This window comes from Wolbachia endosymbiont of Tribolium confusum (assembly GCF_020405475.1).
Classification (GTDB): Bacteria; Pseudomonadota; Alphaproteobacteria; order Rickettsiales; family Anaplasmataceae; genus Wolbachia.
Genome location: NZ_JAIZNT010000003.1, coordinates 27536 through 48859, shown reverse-complemented (window position 1 = coordinate 48859; position 21324 = coordinate 27536). Strand labels below are relative to the sequence as shown.

18 protein-coding genes, 1 tRNA gene and 3 pseudogenes are annotated in these 21324 nt (G+C 34.0%); 15 read left to right on the top strand and 7 right to left on the bottom strand.

The window, feature by feature from the left end; genetic code table 11:
• Window positions 1-19 precede the first annotated feature (19 nt).
• Window positions 20-496 (bottom strand): 30S ribosomal protein S7, encoded by a 477-nt coding sequence (rpsG, locus tag LEM02_RS02790; RefSeq protein WP_017532118.1) that lies wholly within the window; start codon window positions 494-496, stop codon window positions 20-22.
• Between the two features lie 5 nt (window positions 497-501).
• On the bottom strand, window positions 502-876 hold the full coding sequence (gene rpsL / locus LEM02_RS02785) for a 30S ribosomal protein S12 (RefSeq protein WP_017532119.1): 375 nt from the start codon (window positions 874-876) through the stop codon (window positions 502-504).
• 428 nt (window positions 877-1304) lie between these two features.
• Here rpsL and prmC point away from each other — a divergent pair, with 428 nt between their 5' ends.
• From prmC to LEM02_RS06835, 3 genes and pseudogenes are all read left to right on the top strand, one after another.
• The gene (prmC, locus tag LEM02_RS02780) at window positions 1305-2156 is read left to right on the top strand and encodes a peptide chain release factor N(5)-glutamine methyltransferase (RefSeq protein WP_139686898.1); all 852 of its coding nucleotides are present in this window, start codon (window positions 1305-1307) and stop codon (window positions 2154-2156) included.
• 81 nt (window positions 2157-2237) lie between these two features.
• Window positions 2238-2425: pseudogene (locus LEM02_RS06840) on the top strand (transposase); the annotation flags it as partial.
• Between the two features lie 117 nt (window positions 2426-2542).
• Window positions 2543-2656: pseudogene (locus LEM02_RS06835) on the top strand (transposase); the annotation flags it as partial.
• A 207-nt stretch (window positions 2657-2863) separates the two neighbouring features.
• Here LEM02_RS06835 and LEM02_RS02770 read toward each other — a convergent pair.
• Window positions 2864-3463: a BON domain-containing protein gene (locus LEM02_RS02770; protein ID WP_226079624.1), complete on the bottom strand. Its 600-nt coding sequence runs from the start codon at window positions 3461-3463 to the stop codon at window positions 2864-2866.
• 256 nt (window positions 3464-3719) lie between these two features.
• Here LEM02_RS02770 and LEM02_RS02765 point away from each other — a divergent pair.
• The 5 genes from LEM02_RS02765 (at window position 3720) to lon (ending at window position 9686) form a co-directional block, all read left to right on the top strand.
• Window positions 3720-3801, top strand: a tRNA-Leu gene (locus LEM02_RS02765).
• Window positions 3802-3954: 153 nt separating this feature from the next.
• The gene (gene tig, locus LEM02_RS02760; protein ID WP_226079623.1) at window positions 3955-5298 is read left to right on the top strand and encodes a trigger factor; all 1344 of its coding nucleotides are present in this window, start codon (window positions 3955-3957) and stop codon (window positions 5296-5298) included.
• 12 nt (window positions 5299-5310) lie between these two features.
• Window positions 5311-5937, top strand: coding sequence for an ATP-dependent Clp endopeptidase proteolytic subunit ClpP (gene clpP, locus LEM02_RS02755; protein WP_226079622.1), 627 nt, complete (start codon window positions 5311-5313; stop codon window positions 5935-5937).
• A complete protein-coding gene (gene clpX, locus LEM02_RS02750) occupies window positions 5937-7214 on the top strand; it encodes an ATP-dependent Clp protease ATP-binding subunit ClpX (RefSeq protein ID WP_226079621.1) in 1278 nt (425 codons plus the stop codon). The genes clpP and clpX overlap by 1 nt, the downstream gene beginning before the upstream one ends.
• Window positions 7215-7229: 15 nt before the next feature.
• Entirely contained in the window at window positions 7230-9686 is a 2457-nt protein-coding gene (gene lon / locus LEM02_RS02745) for an endopeptidase La (RefSeq protein ID WP_226079620.1), read from the top strand.
• A 100-nt stretch (window positions 9687-9786) separates the two neighbouring features.
• On the opposite strand, the gene LEM02_RS02740 is transcribed toward lon, so the two are convergent.
• Window positions 9787-11343 carry a penicillin-binding transpeptidase domain-containing protein gene (locus LEM02_RS02740; protein WP_369409595.1) on the bottom strand — a complete coding sequence of 519 codons (1557 nt, stop codon included), beginning with the start codon at window positions 11341-11343 and terminating at the stop codon, window positions 9787-9789.
• The gene (locus tag LEM02_RS02735) at window positions 11264-12133 is read right to left on the bottom strand and encodes a polysaccharide deacetylase family protein (protein WP_226079618.1); all 870 of its coding nucleotides are present in this window, start codon (window positions 12131-12133) and stop codon (window positions 11264-11266) included. Before LEM02_RS02735 ends, LEM02_RS02740 begins: the two co-directional genes overlap by 80 nt.
• Window positions 12134-12460: 327 nt before the next feature.
• Here LEM02_RS02735 and LEM02_RS02730 point away from each other — a divergent pair, with 327 nt between their 5' ends.
• The 3 genes from LEM02_RS02730 to LEM02_RS02720 all read left to right on the top strand — a co-directional run bounded on the left by LEM02_RS02730 (window position 12461) and on the right by LEM02_RS02720 (window position 13962).
• Window positions 12461-13120 (top strand): JAB domain-containing protein, encoded by a 660-nt coding sequence (locus tag LEM02_RS02730; protein WP_012673223.1) that lies wholly within the window; start codon window positions 12461-12463, stop codon window positions 13118-13120.
• Window positions 13121-13223: 103 nt separating this feature from the next.
• Entirely contained in the window at window positions 13224-13556 is a 333-nt protein-coding gene (locus tag LEM02_RS02725; RefSeq protein ID WP_041582615.1) for a helix-turn-helix domain-containing protein, read from the top strand.
• Window positions 13557-13590: 34 nt separating this feature from the next.
• Complete coding sequence (locus LEM02_RS02720; RefSeq protein WP_041582616.1) at window positions 13591-13962, top strand: helix-turn-helix domain-containing protein; 372 nt, start codon at window positions 13591-13593, stop codon at window positions 13960-13962.
• A 136-nt stretch (window positions 13963-14098) separates the two neighbouring features.
• Here the strand turns inward: LEM02_RS02720 and LEM02_RS02715 are convergent, their stop codons facing one another.
• Window positions 14099-15181 carry a hypothetical protein gene (locus LEM02_RS02715; protein ID WP_012673224.1) on the bottom strand — a complete coding sequence of 361 codons (1083 nt, stop codon included), beginning with the start codon at window positions 15179-15181 and terminating at the stop codon, window positions 14099-14101.
• Between the two features lie 198 nt (window positions 15182-15379).
• Here LEM02_RS02715 and LEM02_RS02710 point away from each other — a divergent pair, with 198 nt between their 5' ends.
• From LEM02_RS02710 to LEM02_RS02695, 4 genes and pseudogenes are all read left to right on the top strand, one after another.
• Window positions 15380-16303: a hypothetical protein gene (locus LEM02_RS02710; protein ID WP_012673225.1), complete on the top strand. Its 924-nt coding sequence runs from the start codon at window positions 15380-15382 to the stop codon at window positions 16301-16303.
• Between the two features lie 51 nt (window positions 16304-16354).
• Window positions 16355-16684 (top strand): helix-turn-helix domain-containing protein, encoded by a 330-nt coding sequence (locus LEM02_RS02705; RefSeq protein WP_007549995.1) that lies wholly within the window; start codon window positions 16355-16357, stop codon window positions 16682-16684.
• 22 nt (window positions 16685-16706) lie between these two features.
• The gene (locus LEM02_RS02700) at window positions 16707-17081 is read left to right on the top strand and encodes a helix-turn-helix domain-containing protein (RefSeq protein WP_007549999.1); all 375 of its coding nucleotides are present in this window, start codon (window positions 16707-16709) and stop codon (window positions 17079-17081) included.
• A 377-nt stretch (window positions 17082-17458) separates the two neighbouring features.
• Window positions 17459-18558: pseudogene (locus LEM02_RS02695) on the top strand (IS3 family transposase).
• Between the two features lie 667 nt (window positions 18559-19225).
• Here the strand turns inward: LEM02_RS02695 and LEM02_RS02690 are convergent.
• Window positions 19226-21316 carry a PD-(D/E)XK nuclease domain-containing protein gene (locus LEM02_RS02690; protein WP_226079617.1) on the bottom strand — a complete coding sequence of 697 codons (2091 nt, stop codon included), beginning with the start codon at window positions 21314-21316 and terminating at the stop codon, window positions 19226-19228.
• Window positions 21317-21324: the final 8 nt, after the last annotated feature.

Below are 21324 nucleotides of genomic sequence, written 5' to 3'. Positions count from 1 at the left end.
CACAATCAATCAGCTAATATTAAAAACGAAGATGAGAAAATGCCTTATTAGCTTCAGCCATTTTATACTTCTCTTCACACATCTTAAATGCACCACCACATTTATTATAAGCATCTAATATTTCAGACTGCAAACAATGAACGGTAGTTCTACCGCTCTTTTTTCGAGCAGCAGAAGTTGCTCTAGCAATCCACCTTAATGCCAAAGAAATTGCTCTATCTTGACGAATTTCAACAGGGACTTGATAAGTTGCACCACCAATACGTCGAGAGCGTACTTCTATAGAAGGGGTAACATTTTCTACCGCTGTTTCAAAAATTGACAAAGCATCTTTGCCTATTTTCTTTTCAGCTAAGGACAAAGCACTATAAGCAATCTTTTCTGCAATAGATTTTTTACCACATTTCATAATTATATTAATAAAACGCATAAGCAAGACACTACCATAACGAGAGTCAGGGCTTGTTCTTTTTTTTGCTTTATTACGACGTGCCATAAATTTTAACCAGATTTCTTTACACCATATTTTGAACGAGCTTTCTTTCGATTTTGCACACCACGTAGATCAAGAGCACCTCTTATTATGTGATAACGTACACCCGGCAAATCCTTAACTCGCCCACCACGTATTAAAACAACGGAATGCTCTTGTAAATTATGACCTTCGCCAGGTATATAAGCCGTCACTTCACCGTATCCACTAATCTTTACTCTAGCTACCTTACGTAGTGCTGAATTAGGCTTTCTAGGAGTTGTAGTATATACCTTAGTGCAAACACCCCTTCTTTGAGGATTGCATTTTCCCAAAGCTGGCACCTTCTTCTTACGAATTAACCCTGATCTACCTTTACATATTAATTGATTTATCGTAGGCATATACTGTAAACTTAAAACTCTAAAAATAACTAAGTCTCAGTTATAAAATAATAAACCTCAATAGTCAATATAAAAATAAACATTACTACTCTAATAATCTCAGCCTAATTGCTTTGAAAGCTACTGATAATTATATGCTAAAGCGCATATTGATTTTAATATTAAGAAATTATCACTTGCTGTGGTCGAATTAATATAGATATGGAACAAGTAATATACTGTGATGGCTATCAAAGAATATGCAGAAAATAATGCTTATAATAGAGCTAAGAGCTTCTAACATTAATGCAAAAATACTAACCGAATTACCAGCCAGATGATTTTTACAATCCTACTCTTGACACTTAGATTTAATGCAGCTACCCTAAGTTCAAAATTCTATACTCAATTTTGCTGTTCTTGCATACAAGGAACACGTTTTTAGAATAATGAAAACAATCAGCGCTTTAATTAAAGAAGGGTCAAAGCTACTATCATCACATAGAATTGAATCACCACATTTGGATTGTGAAATCATCATGCAGTACGTACTTGGAGTAGAAAGATCATTCACAATCATGAATCACATCAATCAGGTACCAAGAAACAAAGAACTTCTATTCTGGAAATTAACAAAAAAAAGAGCAGAAAGATATCCAATATCGCAAATAATAGGTAATCGTGAATTCTGGAGTAAAAATTTTATAGTTAACCAACATGTTCTAGATCCAAGACCAGATAGTGAGACAGTAATTTCAACAGTGTTAAAATATTACCAAAATAAGAAGCAAAAAATAAAAATTGCAGATTTTGGCACAGGCACAGGCTGTTTGTTGATCTCCGTACTTAGTGAGTATGAATATGCTATTGGAGTTGGTTTTGAAAAAAGCCTGGAAGCATACAAAATTACCTGCCAGAACACAAAGAAACATAATCTTCTCAACAGAGCTAAAATATTTCCAAATTCGTGGACAGAATGCAGAGATTTATTTGATCTCATAATAAGCAATCCTCCATATATTAAAAGAAGTAAGTTAAAAGATCTGCAAGCTGAAGTACAAAAAGAGCCAAGAATTGCTCTTGATGGTGGTATCGATGGATTGAGCTGTTACCTGAGTATTTTTCCAATATTGAAAAAGTGCCTTAAAAAAGATGGGTTTGCAATACTGGAAATAGGCGAAGATCAAAGCAATATTGACAAAATAATACCCTTATATGGATTGGCTTTTCAGGAATACGTATACGACTTGGCTGGAATGAAAAGATGCATTGTTGTAAAGCAAGATAAAGAACATGACTAGTAGAACGCTAGCTTTCTAAGAACTTGTTCATAATCTTAAGAAAGGCATAAAGTAAGAAATAGAGTGTATAAATTAGGATATATGAGGAGTGTATACCCAAGTGACATAAGTCGAGAGAAGTTTGAGATTATTTCACCAGATCTGGAGTCTTGTGGAAAAAACAAAACCAAGAAAACTTGATTTGTATGATATATTTTGCGGAGTGTTGTACGCCCTAAAAAGTGGTTATCAGTGGAGGATGCTACCAAAAGAGTTTCCAAAATGGCACAATTGTTATGATTATTTCAAAAATGGAGTGAAAAAAAAGGAAATAAAAAAAAGTATTTTGGGTGCATGTTAAAAAAAATAGTTAGTGTGGTCCGACAAAACAATGTTTGGAAAGAAAAACCAGCTTTTGCATAATTGACGCTCAGAGTGTAAAGAACGCAGACACTGATGAAGAAAAAGGCTATGACGCTGGTAAAAAAATCTCAGGAATAAAACGCCATATCGTACAAGATATAGATGTTTGCTATTTATTCTTAAGCTTATTTAAATAGCATTTTACTTTTTTTAGTATGTAGAGATTTTCTAGGAATTATCTTCTTGAATTCTATGATATTATTTTTTGTAACATTGTTATACATACCATTAAGAGTGAACTGACGAAATTTGTAAAGGAGTTTTATGGCTTAGCTACATGATACTAACACTCAAGTAAACTTTCATCAATGACGCAATTTGCTATGTCTATATCTCACATAGCTTACAACTTGCTTTACTCCTTTTACTTTTCTTGCAATTGCTATTACAGCTTTTAATTCCGCCTTATTTTGAGCTATACCCATCAAATAAACGACTCTATCAACTGTATTAACGCTATAATTAATTGATTTAATATTTCTTTTTCCCAGAAGCCTCGTGCTTATCTCTGCTGTTATCATACCATCTACAGTAACATCTAGCATAGAAGCCATTTTAATTGGTGTGACTCTTATCTCATTTATCACTTCTTTAATCTCTTTTTGCTGCCAAGCTATTTTCTCTGCTGTGAGTTGCTTTTCATGATTATCAACATTTCCAATGAGTAATACTCTTCCTTCACTCACTTTAACTTTTACAGATGAGAACAGTCCGTGTTTTAAGAGTCCCTTATTGATCCTTATTACCATAGTTGTATCATCAATAATGTTTCCCAAGGATTTATCTTGCATTGTTATTGCTGTAGCCGCTGCAGTTGCTGTTACCACTATACCACTCACAAGAGTCGTACAGCCACTCTGTGTAATCAGAAAAATTGCGAGTAAGAAGCTTGCTATTAATCTCATTATTAATTTCCAGAGTTTAGAGCTTTAATTAAAGAATATTAATAAGCTTTTTTTATTGTGTAAATACTATAAATTGAATAAGCCTTGAATATTTCTAAGACAGTACTTATCTTAATAATGTTAGTTAAAGTAATTCAGGCTTAGATTCATAGTGGAGTTAACCAGTATTATAAGTTCAGTCCGTGGTACTAAAATCTAATCTTTAAATTGCATAAGATGACAGAAGTGGTTATCTATAAGTTAATGAAGGGTTCTTGCGGATATGGCGAAATTGGTAGACGTGCCAGGTTTAGGTCCTGGTGAGCTTGCTCGTGGGGGTTCAAGTCCCTCTATCCGCACTTAAAGTCATGTAACTCAGGTTTTAAGAGAAAATTTATAACCACTAAGTACACTTAGTTTGTATAAGAACCTGTTCTTAAGGATTGTATTTAACTTAAATTCTGGTAAAATGGCTTTATTAAAACATAAATAAATATTGATAACAGGTTGTAATGTCTAGTAATATAACTCAAAATGCAGTCGAAGCAGATACATTAAGTAATATATATACCTATAAGAAACTTAGTGTAGATAAACTAAAGTATGAGTACGAAATCACAGTTAGTAGTGATTATATAGAACAAAAGATAAACTCTAGATTACAAGAAATAGCGAAGGATGCAAAATTGCCTGGATTTAGATCCGGAAAGATGCCTTACGATCTTGTTGTTACAAATTATAAAAACGAAGCTTTGGAATATGTGATAAAAGATACGATTGACTATTGCTCAAGTGATTTAATGAAAAAAATCGAAGTTAAGTCTCACATCCATCCTAAGGTTGATATTATGTCATTACCAAACCTGGATAAAAAGGATGAAAAAGGCGACTTTCTGTACAAATTATCTTTTGAATCGATGCCAAAAGTGCCAGTAATAGATCTTGATAAAATAAATTTGAAGAAAGTTAAGGCAAAAATCAAAGAGGGAGACATAAAAGAATTTATTGATTCTATAAAAACAAAATTTCCTAACTTTGTCTCTGTTAATGATGCTTCTTATCAAGCAAAAAACGAGGATAAACTGATAATTGACTTTGAAGGGCGAATTAGAAATAAGCTCTTTCAAGGTGGCAGTGGCAAAAATTTTACTGTTAATTTAGGATCTGGAACATTTATAAATGGTTTTGAAGATCAATTAATTGGCATGAAAAAAGGAGAAACAAAAAGCTTTAAGTTGAGATTTCCTGAAGATTATCAGGTAATTTCCCTTGCGGGGCAGGAGGCTGCTTTTTCTGTTCGAGTTAATGATATTCAGATTGCCGAAGATTTGCAAAGTGATAATGAAATAGCTAGGAGAATTGGTTTTGAAGATCATTCTTCGCTAATAAATCATGTAAAAGAAGTAATTGATAATCAGTGTAAAGAAATGGAAGATCTCTTAATTAAGAAAGAGCTATTTGATTGTTTGGATGCTAGTTATAGTTTTGATTTGCCTATAGAGGTAGTAAAACAGGAACAGCAGAGAGTGGAAAGAGAGTTGAATGCTAAAGATGATTCTTGTAAAGAAGCTGAAAGACGTGTAAAGCTTGCAATGCTATTTATGAAGTTCAGTAAAGAACATGAAATATCATTAACTCAAAGTGATATTATGAATGTTATTGTAAATCAATATGTCAGTAAAGATGTATCATTTGACAGAGTATTTAAACATTTTAAATCAGACGGACAATTTCAGGAATTAGTTAGAGGGCAAGCGCTTGAGTATAAAGTGACAGATTATATGATAGAAAAAGTTAATAAAGAAGAACAGATTGTTTCTGTGAAAGAATTAAAGGAATTATTTGATAATATTTAATAGGAAAAAGGTATGACTCTTATACCAATTGTAGTTGAGCAAACTAGTCGCGGTGAGCGTGCTTATGACATATATTCAAGACTAGTGAAAGAAAGAATAATTTTCGTAACTGGTCCTGTTGAAGACAACATGGCCAGTGTAGTAGTAGCACAGCTTTTATTTTTAGAATCGGAAAATCCTGATAAAGACATTCATATGTATATTAATTCGCCAGGCGGTGTTGTAACTGCTGGTTTATCAATCTACGATACAATGCAGTACATAAGGCCAGACGTTTCAACTTTATGTATAGGTCAAGCTGCATCTATGGGTTCTTTGTTGCTTGCAGCTGGTGCGAAAGGTAAGCGCCACTCTCTACCTCATTCAAGAATTATGATACATCAACCATCTGGTGGTTATCAAGGTCAAGCAACTGATATAGAAATACATGCTAAGGAAATTTTGCGAATTAAGAAAAAGCTAAATCAAATTTATGAAAAACATACTGGGCATTCACTCAAGAAGATTGAAGGAATGATGGAAAGAGATAAATTTTTGGATCCTATAGAAGCAATGGAACTTGGCTTGATTGATAAAGTAATAGCTGAGCGTAAAGATATTAAGATTGAAAACATTAAAGTTAAACAAAAGGTAGTTTAATGGATAACAATAATGATTTACACTGCTGTTCTTTTTGCAATAAAGCACAAAACGAAGTAGATAAACTGATTACTAACTCTTCGGAAGGTTTAAAGGTGTTTATTTGTAATGAATGCATAGAATTATCCCATAAAGCAATAAGTCAAAAGAAAGAGAGAGCTTTTAATTCAGATCATACATCTGATATGAAGCTATTACTAAAGAAACCTGAAGATATAAAAAATTTTCTTAGTAAGCATGTTGTAGGTCAGGAACATGCGCAACACGTTTTATCTGTGGCTATGTATAACCATTGTCAATCCATGGTACAATTTCATTCTATAAGTAATATTGAAATTGAGAAGTCAAATATAATGCTTATTGGCCCTACTGGTTCTGGTAAGACTTTGCTAGCCAAAACACTTGCTAAAGTTTCAGATGTGCCATTTGCTATGGCCGATGCGACAACTTTGACTGAGGCAGGTTATGTAGGTGATGATGTAGAAAGCGTGTTGTCACGTCTATTACAAGCTGCAAATTATGACGTTGCAAAAGCACAGTGCGGCATAGTGTTTATCGATGAAATAGACAAGATTACAAGAAAATCTGAAAGCGCTTCAATAACCCGTGATGTTTCAGGTGAAGGGGTTCAACAAGCTCTACTAAAAATTATGGAAGGTACAGTTGCTTACGTTCCTCCACAAGGAGGGCGAAAACACCCACAACAAGAGTTTATACAAGTAGATACTAGTAACATACTGTTTATTTGTGGAGGAGCTTTTGAAGGCCTCGATAAAATTATTGAGGCAAGGAAAAAGGGAACGTCAGTTGGCTTTGGTGCGGACATAAGTCAGTCTAAAGAACAAAAGAAAAAAAATGCTTTACATGATGTTCAACCTGAGGACTTAATCAAATTCGGTTTGATACCCGAATTTGTAGGACGGGTTCCAATAACTGCTGTTCTAGATGAGCTGGATCACGAGGATTTAATACATGTGTTGACAGAGCCAAGAAATGCACTAGTAAAACAATATAAAGCATTGCTTGCATTTAGTAAAGTAAACCTTGAGTTTTCAGATGAAGCAATATCAGCTATTGCTAAAAAAGCTATAAGCTATAAAACAGGTGCAAGGATGTTACGTGCTATCTTAGAGTCACTTTTGCTTGATGTTATGTATACAGCTGGCAATGGAGGTTTTGAAGGTAGCGCTATAACGATCACCAAGAAAATGGTAGAATTAGGAAAAGTGACACTTGATCCTAGTAATAGGAGTGGTGTTATAACGATTAATGATTAGTTTGAGACATATATTATGAGCATTGAAAGTGCTGTAAACTTTAATTCTGCTGTATTACCAGTATTACCTCTAAGAGATGTAGTAATTTTTCCAAATATAATGTTGCCTTTATTCGTAGGTAGAGAAAAATCTGTTCATGCACTAGAGTATGCAATAAGTAGCAGTAGTCACCAAAACGAGATTTTTCTCATAGCACAAAAAAATGGTTCTATTGATAATCCAGAGCCAGAGAATCTTTATGAAGTAGGCGTGTTAGCAAACATTATACAACCATTAATAAAACTGCCTGACAATGCAGTAAAAGTCATGATTCATGGGGTAAGAAGGGGAAGAGTTATAGAATATATTAGCTCTCACACTTTGTTACAGGCCAGAGTAGCGTTGGATGGTCATTATGAGTATGGAGAAAATGAAGATAATATTGATTTAGAAGCTTTAAGGCGTTCTGTTATAGATGCATTCGACAATTGGTGTAAACTAAGCAAGAAAAGTCGACCCGAGATTATTATTGACCCCATTGATCAAGTTAAAGAGGTTAATCAAATTGTAGATATGATAGCTTCGCACTTAAATATAAAGGTATCAGATAAGCAAAACATACTTGAAGTTTATAACCCAAAAGAGCGTTTAAAAAAAGTTTTTGCTCTTATTGAGAGGGAAATAAGTATTTTGAGTGCACAAAACCGCTTGTATAAGACAATTAAATCACAGGTTGAAAGTACTCAAAAAGTTTACTACCTTAATGAGCAATTAAAAGCTATACAGAAAGAATTAGGTGAGTTTGAAAATGGAGATGAAGGGAATATACTCAATGAATTTGAAAAAAAGATAAATGAAACAAAGCTTTCTGAGGAAGCAAAAGAGAAAGCCATAACTGACTTAAAGAGATATAAGAAAATGAATCCCATTTCTCCTGAAGCAACAGTTATATCTAGTTACTTGCATTGGTTGCTTGACTTGCCGTGGGGAAAGCACAAAGATGCAAAAATTAACTTAAATGTAGCTAAAAAAATCTTAGATGAAAATCATTATGGCATAGAAAAAGTAAAAGATAGAATAATAGAATTTTTAGCGGTATTAAAAAGGGTGAAAGAGATAAAAGGCCCTATACTTTGCCTAGTTGGACCACCTGGTGTCGGTAAAACTTCTTTAGCTAAGTCTATGGCAAAAGCAGTAGGAAGAGATTTTGTTCGCATATCTCTTGGTGGTGTACGTGATGAGTCTGAGATACGAGGGCATAGGAAAACTTATATTGGCTCAATGCCTGGTAAAATCATTCAACACATGAAAAAAGCTAATTCATGCAATCCGCTTTTTCTGCTTGATGAAATAGATAAGATGGGTTCTGATTCGCGTGGTGATCCTGCATCTGCATTACTTGAGGTTTTGGATACTGAGCACAATAAACATTTTACAGATCATTACTTGGAAGTTGAGTTTGATCTTTCAAGTGTAATGTTTGTAGCCACAGCAAATAGCTTAAATTTACCGCATCCTTTGCGTGATAGGATGGAAATTATACAATTATCTGGGTATACCGAAGACGAGAAGATCAGTATTGCTACACATCACCTTATTCCAAAATTAAAAAAAGAGCATGGTTTGCATCAGAAGGAGTGGGAAATAACCAATGAAGCATTATACAAGTTGATACGTTTATATACACGTGAAAGCGGCGTGCGAAGCATGGAAAGGGAGCTTGCAAAACTCATGAGAAAAGCAGTTAAAGCAATATTAACTGATAAAAATAAGAAAATATCCGTAGAGATTGGTAATTTACAAGATTATCTAGGGGTACGTAAGTATACCTTTGGCATTGCAGAAAATGAGAGTTTGGTAGGGATAGTAACTGGTCTCGCCTATACTGAAACAGGTGGTGATATTTTGATGATAGAGTCAGTTCTAATTCCGGGTAAGGGGGAAATAAAATACACAGGAAAGCTTGGAGAGGTTATGCAAGAGTCTATAAAAGCTGCATATAGTTATGTGCGGTCAAATTGTTTATTTTTTGGTATAAAACCCGAAAAATTTCAAAATAATGATATACATTTGCATGTACCTGAGGGTGCTGTGCCAAAAGATGGCCCCTCTGCTGGCAGTGCAGTATGTACATCTATTGTTTCTCTTATGACAAATATACCAGTTAACAAAAGTGTTGCTATGACAGGCGAAGTAACATTGCGTGGTAGAGTTTTGGCTATTGGGGGCTTGAGAGAGAAATTGCTTGCAGCGCTCAGAGGATCAATCAAAACTGTGATTATACCAAGTGAAAATGAGAAAGATATGCAAGAGATTCCCGCAAACATAAAAGAAGGGATCAACGTAATTTTTGCTAAGAATATTGATGAAGTTATAAAAGTTGCTTTGATGCACCCTACTACTTCAATTGATGGTGACAATCAAAGTAGTGTGTCCACCTCTATAGAAAATAAAGATAATGCCTTTCCTTTATCAGAAACATTAAAGCATTAAATTGAAGAGGTTTATACAATTTACGTTTCTTTTTTTTTAACCTCAAAGCTCTGATTTGAATATATAAATTACAAGTAACATATATGGCAATTTCATAAGTTCATTTTTCAAGCATATATTGCAATATCTCACTAGCAATTGCAACATCTTGGCGTGGAGTTTTGCCATGTTCTATAAACACTGAGATTGCATAGCGCGGATCATGGTAGGGGCCATAAGCGATAAACAATTTATGACTTTCACCTTTAGAGTTTATCTCTGGTGTACCGGTTTTGCCAGCAATTTGTATACTGCCTAGTCCTTTTCTATAGTTAGAATTCACCACGTCAAACATAGCTTTTCGAACCACACTAAGATGCTCATGATTCACATCAATATCAAGAAAGTCTTGCCCTGGTTTACTCATCTCAATGTGGGGAATTACCTCCTTTCCTGTTGCAACCCTCGCTGCAAGAACCGCAAGCTGTAATGGCGTTGTAAGTAAATACCCTTGTCCTATAACTAAGTTAATGGTATCACCTAAATACCACTCTGAATATAGCTTGCGTGCACGCCAATCCACATCAGGCAACAATCCCGGAGCTTCTTCCTTAAACATTCCAATTAATGGTCCACTTCCTATACCAAATTTGCTAGCCATTTCTAGTAGAGAATCTACATTTATTTTTTTTCCTATACTATAAAAGTAAGTGTTGCATGAGAAGGCCATTGCCTCGTTTAAAGATACATATCCATGGACTTTGCTTTTTAGGCAACGAAATTTTCGTTCACCTATTTTCATATAGCCCCTACACGAGAACTTTTCTTCTGGTGTTATTATTCCATCTTTTAAACCCGCAAGCGCATCTATTATTTTAAATATTGAACCAGGTGGAATTTGATATGATAATGCACGGTTTACAAGCGGTAATGAAGGATTGTTTAAATTTTTCCAAGTTTCATTTGATAATCTGCTAGTGAAAAGATTATTATCGTAAGAAGGTGAATTATATAATGCTAAAATTTCTCCGTTATTTACATCAATTACCACTGTGGAACCTTGGTGATCTTTAAATATCTCTGCAATTTTCTTCTGTAAATCAACATCAATTGTCAGCCGTATATCTTGTCCGTCTTGCTGCGGTATGCTAGATAACTCTCTCATGATACGCTTCTTAGAATTTATTTCCTGCTCAGATTTTCCGGTCTTGCCTTTTAATACATGATCATATGTATATTCAATTCCACTAACCCCTGCTTCATTTATATCTTGCTGTCTTTTTGTATATCCGATTATATGAGAACATATCGAACCAAACGGGTAATAACGTTTATAAAGAGCAGTTATTTTTGTATCTAATGATTTTGTTGCATCAGGTTTAATTTCTGATAACATCTGCAAATCAACTTCCCTAGTAAAGGTTTTTTGCCCATCAAATAAAACAATATACGAAATTTTGTTTACTGCGAGTTCAACGCTATTCCTATCCAAAATCCTGCCTCGTTTAGGCACAATAGTAACAACTTTTATCCTATTATTATTGGATAGCACTTCATATTTTTGTCTATCTCGTACTTGTAAAGTATACAACCTATAACTAAAAATAGCAGAAATAGTAAGCTGAATACCACCTAATATGAATGCCCTGCGGTTGAAGACCTTGTTTTTTGTCCACATAGAATTCCTTTAGAATGCACTCCTTCTCCTTTATTGGCATATTTCTAGCTTTCACCACATCACAAATCCTCTTTTCCCAATCACTTAAGGTAACAAGCTCATAACCCCATTTTTTTAGTATTTTAATAATCTGAGGTAAAGCTTTAACTGTATTTGATTTGTTATCGTGATCATGGAACAATATAATCGCTCCATTATGTACATTGCTTAAAACTCTTTCAACCAGAATCTCTGATTTATCGCCTTGCCAGTCCAGAGAATCAACTGTCCATAGTATGGAACACATATTTAATCGATTAGTATTTTCGATCAAATTATCATTGTGACATCCATATGGTGGACGAAACCATTTTACATTCTGTTCTGTTGCATTTTTAATTGCCACATTTGTCTTTTCCAGTTCTTGCAATTGTTCCTCACTTGAAAGTGATGTCAACTTCCTATGCGACCAAGAATGATTACCTAATTCATGACCTGCTTTATGGATTTTATTTACTATTTCAGATGTTTTTTTATTTATACGCTCACCAAGCACAAAAAATGTCGCTCTTGTTTTATTGCTCTCCAGAATATTAATAATATCTCCTGCTCTATTATAAGACGGTCCATCATCAAACGTAAGTGCAACGAACTTATCTTTGTTATTCAATAATTTCTTTATATTACTTAAATTTCTATATGATAGATCCAAATCACAACTGAGCCCACGATATGGTAAGTTAAAGTTACAATCACTACAGAAAACTGCGCTTGAATATAGCAAAAGAAAAGCGATTATTCTTATAAACATATATAATCAGCAAAGTGATAGAGTACTACACTTTTTTGCTAAATTAAACCACTTTTAACAGCTACTGTTTACTTCGTTACTTTGTCAATATATTATATTAATAACTTTATATAATATAGTATGATTGCAAATATAAATACCGTTGCACTTCAGGGAACCAGCACAGTAAATGTTAATGCACAAATTCACATGGCAAATGGTATTCCAGCTTTTAAAGCAACAAGGACAACATTGCAAATTTAGAGTTCAAAAGGGTTATTCCTCGAGAACTACTGCGTCAGAAAGTTGGCGTTGAATTTGTATATAATGTTGACCTTGGAGGTTTTTATGAATAATAGTGAGAGAAAAGAAAAATTGGAAACTCGCATTTTATCAAGTAGAGGCAGGTCTTTACTTGACCATGAGCTACTGGAACGTACTCTATCTGAATGTGAAGAAGGAAGAGAAGTGGCCAAAAAGCTAATAGAGCTCTTTAGTAGTTTAGGAAGGGTAATTAACGCTGACTTTCATGAGCTAAAAAATGTTACAGGAATGAATGATGGAGCAATAGCAAGTATCTTTTGTCTGAAAGAGATTTTCGATAGGATACTGAAAGGTAAGTTAAAAAAGCTGTCGATTCTTGATAACAGAGAAGAGCTACTAAAATACTTTAAAACAGCAATAGGGCAGTCACGAAAGGAAAGCTTGCGAGTAATATACTTAGATCGAAGTGGTCATTTGATATACGAGTATATTCAAGACTGTGGAACTATAGACAGAGTACCTCTATATGTGAGAGAAATAATCAAACAGGGATTACTGATCGATGCATCATCTATTGCAATTTCACATAATCATCCAAGTGGAGATACAGAACCATCAAAGGAGGATGAGGATAACACACTTACATTAGCTGCAACCTGCGAAAATGTAGGAATGAAATTAATAGATCACATAATCGTAACACAGAAGAGCCACTTTAGTTTTTATGATAGTGGTTTATTGTAATCTGTAGACCGGAAGGAAAGTTCTCCAACTTTCCTTCTTTTTTTCTACTTCATAAATTAAAAAATTCAATATAAGCTTGAGCAGCTAAAATTAGTAATGAAAGGTGGAATTAGGCAAAAAAATAAAAGAACTTAGATTATACTGTGGTTTAACACAAACTGAGTTGGGAAAGAAAATAGGCGTTTCGTATAGACAAATACAAAGGTACGAAAATAGTTCAAACCAAATTTTGGCCAGTAGGCTATACGACTTAGCAAAAGCACTATCGATTAATGTGGCTGATTTTTTTACTGATGTGCATGTCGACTCACATGAAACTTATGATGAAGAAATACTAAAATTAGTCAAAGGATATAATGAAATTAAAAGCAAAAGGTTACGTAGCGTAGTTTATATATTGGTAAAATCTTTTTCTCAAAGTTACAATGAGAGTTAGTATTGCTTCAATACCTCAGTTAATATATTAATAAATGATTGTACAAGATGAACAACATCCTATTGATAAACAAATAGGTGAAAGAATAAGGAAGAGAAGGTTAATATGCGGTTTTAGCCAAAGAGACTTAGGAAAAAAGCTCGGAATTTCATTTCAGCATATACAAGGATATGAAACTGGAGAGGTAAGGCTTGTAATTGATAGATTGTATAATTTGGCAGAAGCTTTGTCCGTTGATATGTCATATTTTTTTACCAAAGCTTCTGAAGACTTACACGATAAGGCCTTTTGTAGCGATGTGGGTAGTGAAGAAATATCAAGGCTAGTGAGGGAATACAGGAAAATTAAGGATGAAACGTTGCGTGATATTGTGCATTCAGTGATAAAAGCGCTTGCCAATAAATAATATTGCCTGAATATATCTTCAATCCACTTCTACAAGCAATGCTAGTTAAGGTAAATTTTTTATGGTAATTTTGATTAAATTTCAAGAACTACTTTACTTTGCAATAATTATGGCTATGTAAAAACATAGCCACCAATCAAGAACGTCCTACAGATGTCGTTTTGGTATCTTTTAATTTGCTCACCCAAGAAAAGGTCTCACTACTTTTAGAATTTTGGTCGCCCCACCTTCCACATCTAGTAAAGCTGCCTTTTTCCACTACTTCTTTAACAGACATTCCACCAAATAAACAACCCTTTCCTACGATTTCTCCTATTTCTTGCAACTCGTTCCACATTTCTTCATCTTCTACCTCAACTTGTACTTGATGATAGTCTTCTGTGTCATGATATACCATTAAATTTAGCTCTCCTAGGCTAGTGCAAAGTGTTACTGTAAAAGCGCTGTTATCGGATATATCTACGTAATTTCTTTTACCGTCTTTCCCAGTTTTGACCTCAACTTCACCATCACCTATTTTTATGATACTACCGCCAAGGTTTAAGTCTCCTTTACTTAAGCCCAAATTTTTTGCACCTTCTACAACTTTGGCAACATCAACTATGCAGCTATGTGAAAATTCAATATAGAAGGTCTTATTATCGATTTCTACATCTTCAACAGTTCCTTCTATAGTAGCGTCTTCTCCAACTTCCCTAAGTTTCTTGAGCCTACTATATATTTGTGGCTCAATTTCTTTTTGCACTTTTTGATACATTTCAGCTATTTTCTTATCAACTTGTACATTAAAATCTGCTCCATGTAAGGCTAACTTTCTGATTATATCTTCTTGTTTATTTTCTTTGAATTCATCACGATACATCTTAAACATTGTAACGTTAGTGAAGCTAAAGCCATCTTCGTTGCGAGCGTTTACTCTTATTCCTAAATCCAAAGCTTCATCGACGATTTTACTTAATTTGTCTAGATTTTCAGCTGCAATAGCTTTTTCCAAGAATTCATTTAATTTCACATTTTCATATTCACTTAGCCTTATCTTGCATAAAGCTGATCGAAATGGATTGAGCTCCTCAGGATATGTTAAGACAGGTAATTTACTAATCTTTTTATTTGCTGTTGGAGCAGCTTTTATAAAATTAGGTAATAACCCTTCTTTTGCTATTCGCTCTACCGCTTTTAACATTTTACTAGACAATTTTTTACCATTTATTTTTTTCATTGTAACCCTCACTTAATTTCATTACTATTCGATCATATCGTGATAAATATTATTTAATTGTTAATATTATACGACTTATTGATTTACTGTATATTATAATAACAAGTTTTGCGGGCATCTACACTAGAAAAACACATCCTATAAAAATTATTTCAGTTTCAACAAAAATGGGGTATCGTAATCGTAAAATTGAAAAAAATGGATATCCTATCTTACTCTACTGAAAAGCTGAAAAAGCATTGTCAGCTACTTGATGATGAAGAAAAAATAGTTCTATATGAGCAGCTGCTAGACAAGGCTAAAGATATACTTGAAAACTCAAGAGATGATATTGCAAAGTTGAAAGAGGTAAGCAAAGCAGTTGTAGCAATAGAGGAAACTACCGATAAGCAGTTACTAGAAAAGTTTAATGATGATCACCCGCTAAGAGAAGTGGACATTTTAATCTACTCTCCTCAAGGAAATACTGAATATCTATTCAGCATAGATAACTCATCAGAGCTTTATGATTTAAAAGAAGATAAAGAAAAAGCTCTTTATAATGCAGTAAAGTTAAATGATGTTGAGCTTGTAAAAAAGCTGCTAATGATCCTTTCACCTACAGAAGTAAGTAATTTTGACACGAAATACTTGGAAGAATTGAAAATATTGCTGTCAGGAATTCACAAAGAATTGCAATTATCACAAGATATGAAAAATTATCTTGAGAAGACGATAAAGTTCTATAGTTTTTTATGTAGTAATTTTAACTTACTAGTTACAAATCCTACTGACGTAAAAGCCATAATTGATCTATTTGCTGCTCAACCAAATATTGATTACCAAATAGATAAGCTTCTACTTTCTTTTATTGTAAGAGATGTTGAGGAAAAAAAGCTAAACTCTGAAATTAGTCATATGATAGAACTTCTTGAGCAACACGAAAGATTTGCTGAGCTCGAATACAAGGTTAGAAGATTAAGATCAGAGTTTGCAAGTGGCAAAAGCAGATACTCGGCTGAAGTAATACGAAATAGCATTGCAGAACGAGAAAAAGAGATGAGGGAAATTGAGAAAAAATACGTAAGGCCAAACGATTTAATTAGCGAGAGGCAGAAATTATTAAAGCAATTACTTTGCTAGCTTTTTTTCCACTTCATAAAATTTGTTGTAAATTTGAATAAGAGGTGAAAAGTGCAATTAGGTAAAAAAATAAAACAACTTAGGTTAGATCGTGCTTTGACACAGACCGAATTGGGAAAGAGAATAGGTGTTTCGTATAGACAGATACAAAAGTACGAAAATGGTTCAAATTGTGTTTTGGCCAGTAGATTATATGATTTAGCAAAAGCACTATCGATAGATGTTGCTAACTTTTTTACTGATATGCACACTGACTCACATGAAGCTTATGATGAAGAAATACTAAAGTTAGTCAAAGGATATAACGAAATTAAGAGCAAAAGGTTACGTAGTGCAGTTTATATATTGGTAAAATCTTTTTCTCAAAGTGATAATACATAGTTAATATTACCTGATACGTAAAATGACTATACAACATCCTATCGATAAACAAATAGGTGAAAGAATAAGGAAAAGAAGGCTAATGTGTGGTTTTAGTCAAAGAGACTTAGGAAAAAAGCTTGAAATTTCATTTCAGCATGTACAAGGATATGAAAGCGGAGAGATTAGGCTTGTAGTTGATAGGTTATATAAATTAGCAGAAGTACTATCGGTTGATATGTCGTATTTTTTTACCAAAGCCTCTGAAGACTTACATGATAAGGCCTTCCATAGCGATGTAGGCAGCGAAGAAATATCAAGGCTAGTGAGGGAATATAGAAAAATTGAGGATGAAACTCTGCGTGACATTGTTCATTTAGTGATTAAGGCTCTTGCTAATACAGGCTTTAAAGCATAAATTCTCTCCTTGAGTCGTTGAAGAAAACTTAAACTTTCATTTTCTTCATCATTTTGCTTTTCTTTCACTTTGATGCGTGTAGTTATACCCTACACAAAGTATAATGTTTTAAAAATAAAAACCTGCACCATAAAATATTGAGATTTAGAATATTAACTTATAAAGTCTTTTCGGCAGTTTTAGCGAGGGTTTATTAGCAAGGATGTTGGAGGTTAGCAATGACTATATCTGAAGGTGTAATACAGCGTATAAGGCATAATGATAAGAACGCGATAGGGGGATGATTTTTTGGTCAAGGTGGCTGTGCTATAATGCACCCCATAAACTAGACCAAAAAAAAATGGTTGATCCGAGTAGGAAAGTAAAGGGGTAAAAGTATGGCAACAAAAAAATATGAACCAGAGTTAAAAGCAAAGATAGCTTTGGAAGCAATAAAAAATCAAAGAAGCACAGCTGAGATATGTAGTGAATATAAAATACCATCAACAAATCTATATGATTGGCGTGATAGAGTATTGGCAAGGTTAAAAGACCTATTTGTTGAAGAAAGTGAAAGTGCGAGAAAACAAAGAATCTTAGCGCAAGAAATAGAAAGTTTACATAAAGTAATAGGAGAATTGACAGTGGAAAATAGTTATTTGAAAAAAAAATTACTGAAATAAGCAAAAAAGATAGAGTAAGATTTATAGAAAAAGATTCTGATCTGTCAATTAGGAAACAGGCTGATTTACTGGGGATTTGCAGATCTAGCCTATATTATAGGCCTATAATTAATAACGAAAGTGAAATTTGATTCAAGAAGTATATTTGGCTTCTGATTGCCGTTATGGATATCGTAAAATTACTGCTGAGATCATAGCGAGTGGAGTAGTAGTCAATCACAAAAAAATCTTAAGAATTATGAAAAAAATGAAGATTAGTGGGCTGTATTGTAGAAAAAGATGTAATACAAGTATTAAAGAAAAAAAGCATAAAATATATCCTTATTTACTCAAAGATTTGATTATTTGTAGAGTTAATCAGGTATGGGCTACTATATATTATGGTAGAAGGTAAGTTTATCTATTTTGTGGCAATAATGGACTTGTATAGTCGCTATATTATTGCTCATTCATTATCACCATATCTCGATGCTGGATTTTGCCTTTATACTCTCAAAGAAGCTCTAAAACAAGGTAAACCTGAGATTTTTAATAGTGATCAGGGGGTGCAGTTTACTAGCTACAACTTTATTATGGAATTAGAGCGTGCTAATATTAAAATCAGTATGGACCATAAAGGACGTTGCTTCGACAATATATTTGTTGAGCGCTTATGGAGAACTTTAAAGCAAGAAGCTATATATTATTATAGACCAAATAGTATCAGAGATTTAAATCTTATAATAAATGATTTTGTTTCTTGGTATAACTATAGAAGGCGACATCAGACTCTACATTATAAAGTTCCTGCTGATCTTTATTATCATAAACAGTAAATGAATATATTGATAAATACTTTAAATGTGTGTCGACGTATTTATCAACATATTCATTTTAAAAATCGGATCACTTTGAAAAAAATGGTCTAGACAAATGGGTGCATTATAATGTATAACAATGTTACAAAAAATAATATCATAGAATTCAGTAGGATAATTCCTAGAAAACCCCTACATACTAAAAAAAGCAAAATGCTGTTAAAATGAGCTTAAGAATAAATAGCAAACATCTAACATAACAATTCTATTTGTAAATCAGGTGAGGCTTATCCTATAGAAAGCTTTCGAACTACGCAAGCGTATCTTTTGCCTTTAGTATTTCTTTATTGTTTAAGATAACTGTCTGAGCTCCTCTGCCTTAGCATTATATCTCCACTTTCTGCAAGTTATTCCATTAAGTAGTAAAAATATTAGACTTGCCGCAAAACTAAGAAAAAAAGACCAAAGATAGAGCAGATTGAACTTACAGTAAAAATAGAACAAAAAAACTCCAACAATAAATTATGCAAACTTCATCAGGTTAACTTTAACTTAAGAAAACATAAATCAAATTTTCTTGCTCAAAGACCTTGCTTTTTCTCCAACCTTACTCAAACGTACTCTAGCTTAATGCATAATTTTACCCATAAACAACCTTATCTTTGGTACTTTTATTAGTTACAAGTCATCTAGAAAACCCAGATGCTCTACGAAGCCCACCAATCAATATCAGATCCTGCTCTTGTCCTACAGCATTTAATATAGCGTATAACAAAACCATCGCATCTCCCCCAGTAATACGCTTGCATCCTCCACAAAATTCGTATTCACTTAACTGTCGATTTGCCTCCACCCTTTTTCGTTCAACTTGTTCTGCGGTGTTAGCATACTTCAACTCTATTCCAATTGGATGAGTATCATCATTTTCCGCAGATTTTGATAATACTAGGTCTATTTTCCTTCCTCTCTGTAGCTGGAACTCAATAATTACCTTGGCAGGATTATCGCAACTTTGAAATATCCCACGCAACAAAGCCTGAAATTTAGCTTCATTGTTCACGAGTAGACGGTTTCCATTTAATAACGGAGACAACAGACGAGAAATCTCATTAAATAAAACTTCATACCTAGCCCTGTACTCACCATTAACATTACCATCATTACCAAAATTAGGCTCAGCACTCATCAACTGATCTGCAAGTTGATGTAAATTCCTAACATTACCCATTTGTTCTGAAAACCTTCCCTCGAAATAACCTTCACTATGAGAACGTGAGTAAGCACGTAGTGATTCGAATTTCTTTGCAGAAGCCACTTCCAGATGACCCTGGACATCTACTTCACAAAGTACTTGACGCACCTTAGCATCATCTGTGGCTTGAGGCAGTAACGACAGGTTCAATGCTTTGTCTGGTAAAGTCTGCCACTTTAAACGACGAAAAATGTGAAGCACAACAAAACCAATATTTGATAAAAATAGAGCTAAAGTTAACGCATGGCTTACAATATCTGCTGCATCTCCCCTACCACCTGTACGTTTCATTTTCTCTCCCTGAGAGTGGTTAAATAGATACTTGGTAACCCTTACCTCCCGCCCATCATTTGTTTCTAAGTCCCTCCTTGTAGATAAAACATTTCCAAAAACAAACGATGACGTACAGGAAAAAGTGTTACAATGAGGCGATTGAGTGAACTCTGATGCTATGGGTTGTAAAAAACGTTTTACATTTCCCCTAACTCCATTTCCATGAGGATGTAGTAAACCCGGTATTAAGGAAAGACCACCTTCTGAAAAGGCCTGCACAGAAGTTCGGAGACCAGCACCTCCACGTAATTGAAAATTTAACGCTACACAAACAGCACTTGGTGATGAGGTATGAATAGGCAAAGACGAAACAGAACAACTTTTAGCATAATCTTTAGCTTGCTCTAATCCTTCCTCATCACCAACCTTCAACTCAATTATAATTGGAACCGAATCATTTGTCTGATCAACACCACGAACAAGCAAAACAACATCTGCATAACCTTTTCCTATAAGTAGCTCTGGGTAGAAATCAGCCACAGCTCGGTATCTAAAATTTACTAAAAACCCACACAGAAAACCGTGGTAATCAGACTCTGCACGAAACACTAAGCTATCTTCATGTTCATCATGGATATCAATAACATATTCCAAAATTCTTTTAACATTAGTACGCACTTCTCCTGTATCATCATTTGCCAACTCACTCATCAGGTCTAACAATTCACCTTGTTCTCTGATTGGGTTAATTTCATGAAAAATTGGAGCTCCAGGTTCATCACGTTGAGGAAATCTATCTATTTCATGAATAAACCTACATTCTTCTCCAAACCGAAATATTTTATACTCTTCCCAATCCAGATCCTTATCTTCCTGTAATTCTTGTGGAAGATTCTCTTCTACCTGCTGCTTCTCTTCTGCACTAAACCTTGACCCAGGGCTGTTCTCATTATCAGCAACAGTATAACACCTGACTATTCTTCTATTTTCTTTATTAGTGAGAACAGCAACTTTTAGATTTCCATAATTGTCAAAACGAAAATAGACTCTTTCATCTTCAACTAATATACCTGCATCATGTGCAGTAGAAAACATACCAAAAAAGAATGTAGGAAAAAAGCCAGGCTTATTAGCCGAATGCAAAAAAGATGGACAGTTGTTTAAAAAACCTACAAATTGTCTACTAAACTCATCACAACCTCCACTTAATAAAGCCCTAACTAATTCACGATCTTCATTATTACCATGCATAAATACTC

What these genes read in the sequence shown, in the direction of transcription:
- rpsG (WP_017532118.1), bottom strand. Translation starts at nt 496, where the DNA reads ATGGCACGTCGTAATAAAGCAAAAAAAAGAACAAGCCCTGACTCTCGT.
- rpsL (WP_017532119.1), bottom strand. Translation starts at nt 876, where the DNA reads ATGCCTACGATAAATCAATTAATATGTAAAGGTAGATCAGGGTTAATT.
- prmC (WP_139686898.1), top strand. Translation starts at nt 1,305, where the DNA reads ATGAAAACAATCAGCGCTTTAATTAAAGAAGGGTCAAAGCTACTATCA.
- LEM02_RS02770 (WP_226079624.1), bottom strand. Translation starts at nt 3,463, where the DNA reads ATGAGATTAATAGCAAGCTTCTTACTCGCAATTTTTCTGATTACACAG.
- tig (WP_226079623.1), top strand. Translation starts at nt 3,955, where the DNA reads ATGTCTAGTAATATAACTCAAAATGCAGTCGAAGCAGATACATTAAGT.
- clpP (WP_226079622.1), top strand. Translation starts at nt 5,311, where the DNA reads ATGACTCTTATACCAATTGTAGTTGAGCAAACTAGTCGCGGTGAGCGT.
- clpX (WP_226079621.1), top strand. Translation starts at nt 5,937, where the DNA reads ATGGATAACAATAATGATTTACACTGCTGTTCTTTTTGCAATAAAGCA.
- lon (WP_226079620.1), top strand. Translation starts at nt 7,230, where the DNA reads ATGAGCATTGAAAGTGCTGTAAACTTTAATTCTGCTGTATTACCAGTA.
- LEM02_RS02740 (WP_369409595.1), bottom strand. Translation starts at nt 11,343, where the DNA reads ATGTGGACAAAAAACAAGGTCTTCAACCGCAGGGCATTCATATTAGGT.
- LEM02_RS02735 (WP_226079618.1), bottom strand. Translation starts at nt 12,133, where the DNA reads ATGTTTATAAGAATAATCGCTTTTCTTTTGCTATATTCAAGCGCAGTT.
- LEM02_RS02730 (WP_012673223.1), top strand. Translation starts at nt 12,461, where the DNA reads ATGAATAATAGTGAGAGAAAAGAAAAATTGGAAACTCGCATTTTATCA.
- LEM02_RS02720 (WP_041582616.1), top strand. Translation starts at nt 13,591, where the DNA reads ATGATTGTACAAGATGAACAACATCCTATTGATAAACAAATAGGTGAA.
- LEM02_RS02715 (WP_012673224.1), bottom strand. Translation starts at nt 15,181, where the DNA reads ATGAAAAAAATAAATGGTAAAAAATTGTCTAGTAAAATGTTAAAAGCG.
- LEM02_RS02710 (WP_012673225.1), top strand. Translation starts at nt 15,380, where the DNA reads ATGGATATCCTATCTTACTCTACTGAAAAGCTGAAAAAGCATTGTCAG.
- LEM02_RS02700 (WP_007549999.1), top strand. Translation starts at nt 16,707, where the DNA reads ATGACTATACAACATCCTATCGATAAACAAATAGGTGAAAGAATAAGG.
- LEM02_RS02690 (WP_226079617.1), bottom strand. Translation starts at nt 21,316, where the DNA reads ATGCATGGTAATAATGAAGATCGTGAATTAGTTAGGGCTTTATTAAGT.